This is a genomic window from Arthrobacter sp. P1_B4 (genome assembly GCF_056406555.1).
Genome location: NZ_JBFTZW010000036.1, coordinates 1 through 12,663, shown reverse-complemented (window position 1 = coordinate 12,663; position 12,663 = coordinate 1). Strand labels below are relative to the sequence as shown.

Genomic DNA, 12,663 nt, shown 5'->3' with positions numbered 1-12,663 from the left:
GTTTCAGGGACAGCGGTTTCGGGCACAGCGGTTTCGGGCACAGGTTCGGGCACAGTTTCAGGCACAGCCCTACGCTACCGCGAGGGACTGACCGTGCCGGGCCGTGGCTTCACGTGCTGAGTATTTCCTCCAGCCAGGCCTCGCCCGTGGACCGCATATCGAACCGCCCGACGTATTCGGCGGCGGCCCGGGACTCCTCTGCATACGCCTGGGGCGAGCCGTTGAGGGCCGAGACCAGGGCCCGGACCTGGGACGTTGTCCCCCGAGTCCAGCGGTTGCTGAATATTTCATCCGCTCCGGGCCTTTGCCAGAACAGCGGTACGGCGCCTGATGCCATGCCCTCAGCGGGGGCGAGGTGAAAGCTCTCGTCCGAGCTGGGCGATAGGACATATCCGATCTTGCGCAGCCAGGACGCCATGTCGGGGCCAAACGGTTCGAAGACCACGGCATCCCGCAGCGCCGGGGACCTGCCGATACGGTCAAAAATCTCCAGGTACGCCTCGCGTTGGAACGGCTTCTTCCATTCGTACGGATACTCCCACGGCATTCTTCCGCGGACATGCAGGGTGTACCTGGGGTCCTCATCCAACAGCTCCTCGAGCAGGTCAAGGGCGCGGTCCAGGCGCTTGCGCATGGGGACGATGCCCACCAGCCCCAGCCGGAAGCGATGATCCGGTTCCTTGGATCTGCGGAGGTCCATGACGTCCACGGCGTTCGGGATGACCCGGATGGCGGTGACGGTCCAGCCGGTACTTGCACGAGTGCGATCCACGTAGAGCTGCGAGACGCAGATCAGGGAGTCAATGTTTTCGGCGGCCACGTCGCTCATCCAGGGGCCGTTGAGCTCGAACATGTGAAGACGCACAATGAGCTTCTGCCTCCGCCGTTTGTTGTTCGAGTACCAGACGGCGTTGGGCCCGCACCATTCACAGATGATCACGTCGGCCCAGTCCCTGAGCCGCTCGGACTCCTTGACGTCGTGCTGATGAAGTGAGGTCCAGTGGTCGAAGGCGAGTTCGATGTCGTCCCGCATCTCGAGGACGGACACCAGCTCGCCCGCAAACTTTAGGTCGTGACCGGCAATCAGCACCCGCGTCTTTTGCCTGGACCGCGGGCTGCGGGCGTAGTCGCCCTCGGACCGTTCGAAATAGGCTTTCAGCCGGGCCGCCGATGCTGAAATCGAGTAGTACCGGACACGATTGGACACTTCCTCCTTCAGCCCGGCAACGGTTTCCCTCGCCGCCAGAAGGGTGCTGAGAACGCCCTCCGCCGAATCGTCGTCGACATACAGCGGATAGTCCGCGCCGAAAAGCTCCAGGTGCTGCGCATTCCGGTTCACCATCGGCGGCACCCCAAGGGCCGCGTACTCGAGCACCTTGGTCGAAATTTCGAGGCTGGCGTCCATGCTTCGATCCCGCCAGCTCAACCCGACGTCGTGCCGGCTGACTTCCTTTGCGGCCTCATCACGGGACATCCCGCCCAGCCAGTCGATCCCCGGCGAGCTCACCGCCGTCTCCATCGTGGCCGACCACTGCGGGTCCTGGAGGTCGTGCTGGAACTTGTCGCCGATCATCGTCAACGCCAGGGGAAGGTTGTGTTCCCCGGCCGTCGCCGGGAGGGAGCACATTTCCAGGGTCCGCCATTTCCTGGCGAACTTGCCGGAGTAGACCGCACTCAGTTTCCGCCCGGTGCCAGATGAGCCTCCCCGCAGGTCAAAGTATTCATCGGGCACCATGGGCGTGAGGACCAGGGTCTTTCCCGCGGCCTCGGGAATCGTCGCCTCAACGTAGGAGCGTGCGGCCTCAGTCTGCACGAAGAAGCGCCGGCATTGTCCGACGGTCCTTCTGAGCACCGCGCGGTCTTTTTCGGAAAGCCGGGAGCCGGGATGGGCGATGTCCGTGATGTAGAGCCACGACTTGGGGCCCAGGACTTTGGAGTTTGCGACGTGCGCCGCGACCTGGGTGCCGCGGGCGATCACGACGTCGAACGGCCGCTGCGCGTCAAGCTGGGCCATGCGCTGGGCTGCGGTTCGGGGCTGCAGCGCCTCGATGTCCGCGCTCTCGCCAGGTTGGGCGATTTCCACGCCGGGCATGTCAGCTATCCGGTCAAGCAGCCGCGTCTTCGTGACGTGGGTCTTGAAAAGTACGCAGACTTCGGAGCCCGTTCGGGATAACGCCTCGGCCATGGAGACGAGCCAGACGGCGGACCCGTCGATGATGTTGAGGTCGACGTCCCCGTAGAGGAGGATCTTCCGTATGGACCCGGTGGTATCAGGGCGAGCCAATGAGCGCTCCTCTGTTCATTTTGGCAAAAGCTTCCAGCGAAGTGAGCAATCCGAACCGGTAGTCTTCGGTCCACTCCGCCAGGGATGAACGCTCCGAAAACACAACATCCGACGCTGCTTCGAAATCCGTGGTGTAGATATCGGTCTCCAACCGTGTTCTCACAAAATAGGCCGGCATCCCTTGGGACCTGCACTCAGCGAGGGCACGGAGTATTTCGTTGGCAAGCAGCGTCCCTGCAGCGGAATCGGCTCCGAACCAGATTCCGGCCGTGAAGGCGCTGTCATCGATCACCAGCGCGAAGCCCCGGCCGTTCGCGATCTGGGCAGCGATGGTGCTCGGCCGCAGTGGTTCCAGGGCGTGGGCATCGCCCAAGTACCGGTAAAGCTCCTGGCCCATGATTGAGTAGACAACCCGTCCGCCCCACGGCGCCGTTACAGGCGCTCCGAGGTAGCGGAGGATTTTGGCCTGGCGGTCCCGGTCATCTGTCACAGCGGCCGCGAGCCGGCCGACTGCCCGTCCGGCAGTCGGAGCCGCGGTGGGAGCGGACTTTGTGCGCTCCGCCGCGGGATTTGTGCGCTCCGCCGCGGGATTTGTGCGCTCTGCCGCGGGGGCACTGGCCTTCGCCGCCGGTGCGGACAGTCCGCGTACCAGCTCGCGCAGTTCCCTGTTGCGCGAGTGGGCCTTCCGGGCTTCGGTTTCCTGTAGCCACCGCATACTGACCAGCTGCGAGACGGCCATCACCGCCATGAGTGCGAACAGTGCCAGGGGCAGAACCGCGAGCGCCGGCTGCCTGAGCACGAGGCAGAGGATTCCACTGAGTACTGCGGCCGCGCCGCAGAAGGCCATCGCCATGACCACCCGGCTTTTGAAGGCTGTGCGCAATGTCTGAACGAGCCGATCGATCATGAGCTGAAGACTCCCCGGGTATCGACGAGGAGCTTGCCGGCCAAGGCTTCGGCGGGCAGCGCCCGGACGGCGTCGTGGTCGACAAGCACCACCACGAGCGAGGAACGGCTCACTGCTTCCTCAAAGGGCACCAGCCGGACGTTCTCCCGGTGCTGCAGGCGCCCGGGCAGGCTGTCGATGTGGGGCTCGGCGACGTTGATCCGGGTGGCCGGCATCGATTCGGCGATGCCATGGGCAATGTCAATGGCGGGAGACTCACGCAGGTCGTCAATGTTTGCCTTGAACGCGAGCCCCAGGACGGCAATCTCTGCGTTCCTGGGCAAGCCGGCAAACGCGTCACGCACCTGGTCCAGGACCCAGCGCGGCTTCTCGTCGTTGACGGTCCGGGCCGCTCTGATCAAGCGCGACTCGGCAGGTGCTGCAGCGACGATGAACCAGGGATCGACGGCAATGCAGTGACCCCCGACGCCGGGTCCCGGCTGCAGGATGTCGACGCGCGGGTGATGGTTTGCCAGCCGGATCAGTTCCCAGACGTTGATGCCCAACTTTTCGCTGATGACCGAAAGCTCATTCGCAAACGCTATGTTGACGTCGCGGTAGGAGTTTTCCACCAGCTTGGCCATTTCCGCCGTCACGTCGTCGGTGATCAGGATCTCGCCCTGGCAAAACACCGCATACAGGTCTTTCGCGAGATCGGCGGCGCGCCGGGTGATCCCGCCAACAATCCTGTCGTTGGTGACAAGCTCGATCATGACTTTGCCGGGCAAGACGCGCTCGGGGCAATGGGCCAGGAGAATCGCGGGCCTGCCGTCGGCGCCGTCCAGCGATAGGTCCGGCCGGAGCGAGACGATGTACTCGCCCAGATGGCGGGTTGCCCCCGGGGGCGACGTGGACTCAAGGATGATCAGTTCGCCACCTTGCAACACCGGCGCGATCCCGCGTGCGGCCGCCTCGATGTAGCTCAGGTCAGCCCTCTTGTCCGCCGTGAACGGCGTCGGAACGGCGACAATAAACGCATCAGCGGCGGGCGTCCCGGTGGTTGCCTTGAGCCGGCCCTGGCTGACGGCACCGGCGACGTGGATCCCCAGGTCTGGCTCGACGAAGGGCACACGCCCCTCGTTGACTGCGTCCACCGTCCGCTGATTGACGTCAACGCCGATGACGTCAAGGCCGTTGGTCGCCAGTATCGCGGCTGTGGGCAGCCCGATGTACCCCAGTCCAATGACGGCGATGGTCCGAAAGTCAGTCAATCTGGTAACCCCTATCAAAGCGTGATGAATTCACGTGGATTTTCGAGAATGTGAATTTCGCCGTCCGTTGCGGGCTCCCCGGCCGGTACGCCCGGCCCGTTCCCCGCGCCGGGGCGGATCTGGCAGTAGTTGAACCTGTCGGCTGCGTAGATGGAGCCCTGGGACGCCGCGACGGACGCCAGGAAGGCGGTGTCCTCGCCCCGGTCCAGCGCCTCAAACGGGTGCGCCTCGAAGACCTCCCTGTGTGCAGTGATGGTTGGTCCCATCACCCGCTGGCCGAACCGGTGCTCCTGGTGTGCGGCGCGGAGCATGGTGGTCCGGCTGGAACGCAGGTGCGTGTAGTGGGACTGCTTCCCCACCACGTCCGCCCCGGAATAGCTGAGCGCGTACAGCAGATCGGCGACGTAGTTTGGCGCGTAATAGTCGGCGTCGTCCATCCTGGTGAGCACCGCACCCGTCGATGCTTCAACGCACCGGTTGAGGCACTCGCCGAGGGTCAGTGCGGCCGGGGCGGCGAGCACCTGGTACTTCGCCACGCCGTGGGCGTGCGCCAGTTCGGCGCAGAGACCCTCGGCGGCCGCAAAGCCGCGGGTCAGCACGATGAGCTCCAGGTCGACGTCGGCCTGGCCGCCGGCGGTCCGAAATATTTGGTCCAGCTGTTCCGGACGGGTTGTGCTCACCAGCGCACTGACGGAGGGAAGGACGACGGGCCGGCATCGCTCCGGCGCGACCGCCCGGACAATGGATTCTGCCCGGTGCGCGTACGTATGGGCTCCCCAGATCCGGCGCTGGGCCTTGTGGACCACCCGTTCGTTGAACTCCGGGTTGGACGTCAGCTTGCGCAGCATGATTTCCGCCTCCGGCTGGGCTGCGGCGACCAGAACCTCATCGTCCTCGAAGAACTGCGCTATGGCCGCGCTGGGAGCGGAGACGACCGGTGTGCCCGAGGCGGAGATCTCGAAGATCCGGCGGGCGCACATGCTGGGCGATTCGATCACCGAGTTGACGTTCAGGAACGCCTTGTACGCCCGGTATGCCGTCAGCATCTGGGCGTAATTCAATGAGCCGACTACGTGCTGGTCGAACGGCTCCGGGAACTGGTAGTTCTGGTCCCCGCCCAGCTGGCGGGAGAATATTTCCAGTTCGGCGCCGCCGGTTCCGGCTTCGGTCCTGGCCGCGCCCAGGAGCATGTCCATCTGGGCGCGGCGTTGAGGATACTTGTGGGCGAAATACATTCCGGCGAAAGCCACGCCGCGCGAGTGCCATCCGTGTCCTGGCCGGACGGGGTTGTGGAGGGCGGGCTGCGCGGCAAAGGGAAGGGTGCCCACCCCGTGGTGGCCCAAGTCCCTCACGTAATCAGGAATGCGGTCCGAATCACTGGTGAAGACGTGGTCAAACAACTTTGCTGCCGGAAGAAAGTCGTCGTAATGCGGTGGGTCCTCCTTGTTCCAGAAGACGGTCGGAATGCCGCGGGCACGGCACCACTCAACAAGCCGGACCAGCTCGACCCCCGGCCCCTTGGAACCGGTGAGCTGGTATTGCCAGGAGCCGGAATTTCCGTTCCAGGCAGATTCCACGAACAGGAAATCGATGCGGGTCTCCCCCAGTTGGTCACGCCACAGTTCCTTGCGCAGTTCGAGCAGGTTCCATTCGAACGCAAAGGACGTACGGGTGAAATCGTCCAGGATCACGCCCACGCTCAGGTCCGGGCGCCGCGGTCCCGGACCGGAAGCTTCGTATGGGGTGAACTGCAACTGCCGGTTTGGCCCCCGCCCCGCCCACTGGCCCGCTGAACCATTCGTCCCGGGCGGAACGGCGGGGGTCCGTTCTGTTCTCCGGTGTGGCCTCCGCCTTTGAAGATGGGCCTTGCCTCGAATTTTCAACTGCCGCAGGGCTCGTTCTGCGTCCGCCGGGATGCCCATCAGTTCCGGTCCTCCTCCATGATGCGTCCAATACGGCGTTGCGTCAGCGCAGGGGCACCACCGTCGGGCAGCCAACAGGAAGTCCGTCTAACGGCCAAGAAGCCGCTGAGCCCCCTACCTTCATCGAAGGTAGGGGGCTCAGGTAAAGGGAATGGCGGTCCGAGGTGAACGATGGCCAAACAGCGCCGGGCCAGTCAGCCCGTCAGTAGCTAAGGGACTGGCACCCCAGCGCGGACACCCCGGTCCGCAGGACGCCGGCCCCGGCGCTGGAGACACAGACGGTGTACTTGCCCCGCGCCTTGATGGGAATGGCGGCACGGTAGCCGTGGTTTCCCGGCACGCCCAGCGCGCTATTTACATCCGGCCGGGCCAGGTTGGCCGTGACGCTGTAGCTCTTGGAGCTCGAATCCGGTGACTTCACGGTGACGCGGACCGGAACACTCTGGCTCGTGAAGCCCGGATCCATGGACCAGCCGGTCGCCACGATCGATTTATTCGTGCTGGTCCCGGACAGGCGGGCGGTGTCGAGGTAACCCCGCACCGGGGCGGCGGGCTGCGCAACCACATCCCGGCAGCCCAGCAGTGTGTTGCCCGCACTCAGCGGGCTCACGGAGATGCCGTAAGCGCACACGCGGTAGCGGCCGGACAGGGTGATCGGGATGCTGTTCTGGAATCCGTGGCTTCCGGTCAGCGAAAACGCGGCATTGACGTCCGGCCGGGTCCCGTTCGCGGTGAAGGGGTAGCCCTTGGTCTTGCCGTCCGGGCCCGTGACGTAGATATGCACGGCGTTGGAGGCCGCCGGTGTACCGGGTTCGTACGTCCAGCCTGACGCCGTGATAACCGCCGACGGCGTCCTGGTCTGCACCACAATGGAGTCCACGTAGCCGACCGGCCGCGCAGCAGGGGTCGCCGTAGCGTTCACGCAGCCCAGGAAGCCGTTGCCCTTGGTCAGGGTCGCGACCGCGATTCCGGTGGCGCAGACGCGGTACGTACCGGCCTTCGTCACGCTCACGGATGTCTGGTACCCGTGCGAACCGGCGATCCCCATGGCGGCATTGACATCGCTCCGGGCAGCGTTGGCGGTGGTGGTCACTGACTTGGTGCTGCCGTCGGGCGCCGTGACACTCAGCTGGACGGGGATCGACGCCGACGGGACGCCGGCGTCGAAGGACCAGCCTGCGACGTCCAGCCGCGCCGAGGCCCCAGCGTTGATGAACGCCACGGAATCCAGGTATCCGGTGGGCGGGTCACTGACGGCCACCGGGACGTTGCGGCAGCCCAGGGTGGTGTTACCGGCAGCAAACGGGGCGACGGGGATGGCGTAGGCACAGACCCGATACGTGCCGGTCTCGGTCGCCGGGACGGTGACCGCAAACCCGTGCGCGCCGCTGACCCCCAAGGCCTGGTTGACGTCCGGGCGCTGCAGGTTTGCGGTGAAGGCCTGGCCGGTGGTGGCCCCTGCGGGGGTGGTCACGTAGACGTGGACCGGGATGGACGCGCCTGCCTGGCCGCGGTCCACGGCCCAGCCCCGCAACTTGATGGACGGTTTGCCAGACACCATGGCGGTGGTGACCTCATCGAGGGATCCCTCGGGAGCGGGAGTGCCGGCCAGGGTGAGGGTCCGGCAGCCCAGCGCTGTGTTGTTGAAGATGCCGATCGCATAGGCGCAGGCCTGATACTGTCCGGCCGCTTTGACGGTGATCGACTCCTGGAAGCCGTGGTTTCCGCTGATGCCCAGCGCCGCGTTGACGTCGGCGCGCGGCTTGTCCGCGGTGAAGGCGTGGCCCGTCGTCGTCCCGTCAGGTGCTGTGACGTAAACGTGCGTCTGGGTGGAGGTGGAGGCCGCCGCCGGATCCACCGACCATCCGCGGACGTTGATGGTGGCGCCGGACGAGGTGACCGCGAGGGCTGCGCTGTCGAAGGAGCCCTTCGCGGGCGCACCCGGCGGACGGATCGTCACGGTGGCCGCGGTGTTGCTGACAGCGTCAATGGAGACCTTGGTGCCCGCGTGCGTTGTAAAAGCCTGACCGGCCTGCCAGGCCTGGGTGTTGCTGTAGTAGCCGTTGAATGCGGTCGCCCGGGTGTTGGGAGGAAGCAGGATCGAGGAGTTGCCGCCGCCCTGCTGGGTGATCTTCACGCCGCGGTTTCCGTCCTGCGCAATGACGGAGTCGTAGCCGACCGGGGTGCGGAGTTCCAGGAAGTACACCTCGCCGGATTTCGGGTCCGTGAACTTCGCCGCGCGGTTGGCACCTGCTCCGGCCCAAGGCTTGAGGTTCACCGTGCGGGGGGCGGATACCGTGCCCAGGTTGGCGATCTCGTTGCCGTTGCCGAACCGGCCCATTTCCCAGAAGCTGGCGCTGATTTCCGGCATGAGGTCGAAGTGCGAAATACCCATGAGATCCAGGTTGTCGCCGTAGGTCTTGATGCTGCAGGTGGCATCCGCAAACCCGGCGAACGGCCCGGAGGCCACGTCCATGGCGCCGCTGCCGCACAGCAGGCTGTTGGCATGGTCCATGCCGAGGGCGTGCCCGAATTCATGTGCCAGGACCGGCGTGGAGAGCCGGCTGTTCTGCGGCATCAGGATGCGGCCGCCAATGTTGCCGTTGCTGTAGGTCATTCCCGCGGCGCCGTTGGTGAGGTAGGCGCCGGGGATGAACATGACCAGCGCCGTGTAGGAACTCTGCGTCCAGCCCAGCTCCTGGGAGACGATGTCCACGATCTGCGCCGGCGACTGCTTGGAGGTCGCGGCGGACTTGTGCAGCTGGCGCGAGGAGGCCAGCGCAATGTCCACCCGGCCCGCGGTGGCGTAGGCCCAGTAGCGGTTAGCGGCGCTGAGCGAGGCCTTCGCCGCGGCCATGGGGACGGCCGCGTCCGTTTCGGCTGCAGTCTTGTCGGCCAGCTGCACCGTCACCAATGTGGTCTTCAACGTGCCGGCCAGCGGCGCGCTGACGTAGGTGTACTCGGACTTTGCCCTGCCTGAGGGAGGTTCCGGGCGCACAAAGTCATCCACCTGCGGCTGCGGGCTCGGGTCCGACACCGCCGGCACCGCACCAGTCTGCATGCCAGCCGACGGCGCCAGTGCGCCGGCGGACACCTGTCCGGCGGGCGGCACCTCGACAGCGGCCTCGGCGGCCTGCGGCAAGGTTGCTGCCAGCATCACGGCGGCAATCACGGTTGCCGCTATGTTTAGTTTTCGCAAGATTGCTCGCTTAGGGGTGAGACCGAAGGTGGAGACCTGTGGTGGGAGCGACGTAAGTTGCCTATAGCATAAACGGCAATCCACATCTGTCACCCCAGTAACTTTGATCTCCAAAATCACAACTGCATCACGCATTCTTTTGTGCAAGTTTTGGCGCAGAACCGGCGCACCATTTCGCCACCTGAAAACCGCGTGCCAAACTCTTAGCCGTGCCTCCTTCCGTCGCCGCGGTGAATACCGCCACCCGCAGGGTGCTCGCCGTCGCCGTCGGAGGCCTCCTGCTGTGGCTGATCATCGCCCTCCAACTGTTCGTCAACGTGGACCCGCTCAGCCTGCACCGGACGGACGCCGTCATCATGCTGGGCGGCGCGGCGTCCGAGCGCCTGCCGGTGGCGCGCCAGTTCCAGGCCGATTTCCACGTTCCGGTCCTCGTGATCTCGCACACGGACACGTTCGGCAACCGGGCGGCGGATGAGGCATGCAATTCAGCCGCCTTCCCCAACGCGGCCGTCATCTGCTTCCGCCCCCCGGACCTGGACACCCGCGGCGAAGCACTGGCAATCTCCGGCCTGGTCAAGGCCAACGGCTGGAAGTCCGTCACCGTAGTGACGTCCAGTTATCACCTCACCCGCGCGGGGCGCCTGATTGGCCAGTGCACGACGGCGGACGTACAGATGGTTGCCTCACATCCGGACCTGGATTTGGGCCAATGGCTGCGGCGGTTTGTGATCGAAACCGGAGGACTGATCGACGCTTCCCTGCGGCCGGAATGCGTCAATCAGTGAGCGAAAATGTAAGAATTGAAGCCGTCAGGTCGAAGCCGGACGATTCATTGAACTGAGGAGGACGATACGTTGGAGAACCCTGCCGACGGCGCTCCCCCACTGACCGCAGCACCGCGGCACTTGCGCCGGCGCCGCCTGCACGAGGACATACCAGATACACTCCTGGTCCCGGACGCCGAGCCGCTTCCGCTGCCCGCAGGCCGCGCAGCGCGTGAACAGGCGGCCGAAGAACCAACGCCCCGGGATCGACCAGCCTCGGCCAAGCGGGCCGCCGAACTGGACCCCACCGACGAAGAAATGGCCTACCGCCGCAAGCGCCTTGCGGCACTGATCGCCGTTCTGGTCGTAGTGGTCAGCGTCCCGGCCCTCGTGATCGCCTTGTTGCTGCTGGGCTGAACCCGCCCGGCCTAGCCGTTACAGCACAACCAACCTTCTGGGGGATAGTCCATGCACAGCATCATGCCGATCTTTGGAACCAGGCCGGAAGCCATCAAGATGGCCCCGATCGTCAGCGCCCTGCAGGAGTCTGCGCACTTCGACTGCATCGTGACTGTCACCGGGCAGCACCGCGAGATGCTGGACCAAGTCAACGAACTGTTCGGCATCGTCCCGGACCACGACCTCAATATCCTGCGGCAGGGCCAGACCTTATCCGCCATCATGACGCGCACCATCGACGGCCTGGAGACACTCTTTGCCGGGTCGAGGCCGGACGCCGTCGTGGTCCAGGGCGATACCACCACGTCCACGGCCGCCGCCATCGCGGCCTTCTACCACGGCATCCCCGTGGTGCACGTCGAAGCCGGGCTGCGCAGCGGCGACCTGCTCTCGCCGTTTCCCGAAGAAGCCAACCGCAAGATCACCAGCCAGATCGCCCGCCTGCATCTGGCCCCCACCTCCACCAGCAGGGAAAACCTGCTGCGGGAAGGCGTCAGCCCCGAGGACATCGTCGTGACCGGCAACACGGTGATTGATGCCCTTCTGGCCACAGTGGACAAACAGCTCCCCTTCACGGACCCCAGGCTGGAAGAGCTGGCCACCAGCGGCCGCCGAATCCTGCTGGTGACCACCCACCGCCGCGAAAACCAGGGCGATGCCATGCGCAATATGGGACGCGCGCTGGCCCGGATCGCCGACGCCGAGCCGGAACTGACGATTGTCCTTCCCGCGCACAAGAACCCGGTGGTGCGCGAGGCGGTGCTGCCCGCGCTGGACGGCAAACCCAACGTGCTCGTCACCGAACCGCTGGCCTACGGCGAGTTCACCCGCCTGCTGTCCGTTGCCCACCTCGTGTTGACGGATTCGGGCGGCGTCCAGGAAGAAGCCCCAAGCCTGGGCAAGCCGGTCCTGGTGATGCGGGAAAACACCGAGCGGCCCGAGGCTGTGCATGCAGGGACGGTGCTGCTGATCGGCACCGACGAGGAACGGATTGTGTCCGAAGTGTCCCGGCTGATCCACGATCAGGGGCACTTCGCCGCAATGGCCAACGCCGTCAACCCGTATGGGGACGGCAAGGCCGCCGCGCGCACCGTCGCAGCCATCGAAGAACTGGTAGGCGTGGGATCCCGGATTGGCGAATTCGACGGCGCGTAGGCGCCCGCCGGATTGCCACCAGGTCGACGCAAAGTTAACCCAGCATTAACGTCGAGTGGCCAGCGCCATTCGGCGCCACCGACGCTGAACCCTTATGCTTGGACGCGGGGGAAGCGCCTCCTGGCCCGTGCACAGGGTCCCGGGGCGATCTCTAGCGATGCAATGGCTCGCCGCTCCCGCCACCAGGATCGCTCGTAGAAGAGGAAAAGACACATGAAAGTCCAGGCCGTAATTCTTGCCGCCGGAATGGGAACGCGGCTGGCGCGCCCACACCCGAAGCCCATGACAGAGCTCAGCGATGGGCGCACCATCATGCACCAGCAGGTCCAGAACCTGCAGAATGCATTCGGCAAAGGCCTGCGCCTCACGATTGCTGTCGGGTTCAAGCTCGAAATGATCCTGGAACACGTACCGAACGCGTCGTTTGTGTACAACGAGAACTTTGACCAGACCAACACCTCCAAGAGCCTCCTGAAGGCAATCCGGAATTCGGCCAAGGGCGGCGTGCTCTGGATGAACGGCGACGTCGTGTTCGATCCGGACATCCTCCAGATGCTGATGCCCTACATCAAGCGCGATGAATCATTCATCACCGTCGATGTGTCCTCGGTTTCGGATGAGGAAGTGAAGTACACCACCGACGCCGACGGCAACATTCTGGAGCTCTCCAAGGCCGTGCCTGCGGACGTTGCCCGCGGTGAGGCTGTCGGCATCAACTACGTC

General features: G+C 65.1%; 9 protein-coding genes. 4 read left to right on the top strand and 5 right to left on the bottom strand.

The genetic code is table 11. The annotated features are described in order from the left end of the window. Positions 1-109: 109 nt before the first annotated feature. From AC1D1W_RS12590 to AC1D1W_RS12570, 5 genes are all read right to left on the bottom strand, one after another. Positions 110-2,284 (bottom strand): glycosyltransferase family protein, encoded by a 2,175-nt coding sequence (locus tag AC1D1W_RS12590; protein ID WP_476943865.1) that lies wholly within the window; start codon positions 2,282-2,284, stop codon positions 110-112. Next, positions 2,271-3,191 (bottom strand): hypothetical protein, encoded by a 921-nt coding sequence (locus AC1D1W_RS12585; RefSeq protein ID WP_476943864.1) that lies wholly within the window; start codon positions 3,189-3,191, stop codon positions 2,271-2,273. The genes AC1D1W_RS12590 and AC1D1W_RS12585 overlap by 14 nt, the downstream gene beginning before the upstream one ends. Then, complete coding sequence (wecC, locus tag AC1D1W_RS12580) at positions 3,188-4,441, bottom strand: UDP-N-acetyl-D-mannosamine dehydrogenase (protein WP_476943863.1); 1,254 nt, start codon at positions 4,439-4,441, stop codon at positions 3,188-3,190. The genes AC1D1W_RS12585 and wecC overlap by 4 nt, the downstream gene beginning before the upstream one ends. 14 nt (positions 4,442-4,455) lie before the next feature. After that, entirely contained in the window at positions 4,456-6,195 is a 1,740-nt protein-coding gene (locus AC1D1W_RS12575) for a glycosyltransferase family protein (protein ID WP_476943862.1), read from the bottom strand. 370 nt (positions 6,196-6,565) lie between these two features. Beyond that, positions 6,566-9,535, bottom strand: coding sequence for a hypothetical protein (locus AC1D1W_RS12570; RefSeq protein ID WP_476943861.1), 2,970 nt, complete (start codon positions 9,533-9,535; stop codon positions 6,566-6,568). 236 nt (positions 9,536-9,771) lie between these two features. On the opposite strand from AC1D1W_RS12570, the gene AC1D1W_RS12565 reads away from it, so the two are divergent. The 4 genes from AC1D1W_RS12565 to AC1D1W_RS12550 all read left to right on the top strand — a co-directional run. After that, on the top strand, positions 9,772-10,347 hold the full coding sequence (locus AC1D1W_RS12565; RefSeq protein ID WP_476943860.1) for a YdcF family protein: 576 nt from the start codon (positions 9,772-9,774) through the stop codon (positions 10,345-10,347). A gap of 69 nt (positions 10,348-10,416) precedes the next feature. Next, on the top strand, positions 10,417-10,743 hold the full coding sequence (locus AC1D1W_RS12560) for a hypothetical protein (RefSeq protein WP_243177145.1): 327 nt from the start codon (positions 10,417-10,419) through the stop codon (positions 10,741-10,743). A gap of 51 nt (positions 10,744-10,794) precedes the next feature. Beyond that, entirely contained in the window at positions 10,795-11,940 is a 1,146-nt protein-coding gene (gene wecB, locus AC1D1W_RS12555) for a non-hydrolyzing UDP-N-acetylglucosamine 2-epimerase (RefSeq protein ID WP_476943859.1), read from the top strand. Positions 11,941-12,153: 213 nt separating this feature from the next. Beyond that, positions 12,154-12,663, top strand: a 510-nt coding sequence (locus AC1D1W_RS12550) for a phosphocholine cytidylyltransferase family protein (RefSeq protein ID WP_476943858.1), incomplete at its 3' end; no start/stop codon positions are given.

Coding starts and splice junctions, on each gene's coding strand:
- AC1D1W_RS12585 (WP_476943864.1), bottom strand. CDS start 3,191: ATGATCGATCGGCTCGTTCAGACATTGCGCACAGCCTTCAAAAGCCGG.
- wecB (WP_476943859.1), top strand. CDS start 10,795: ATGCACAGCATCATGCCGATCTTTGGAACCAGGCCGGAAGCCATCAAG.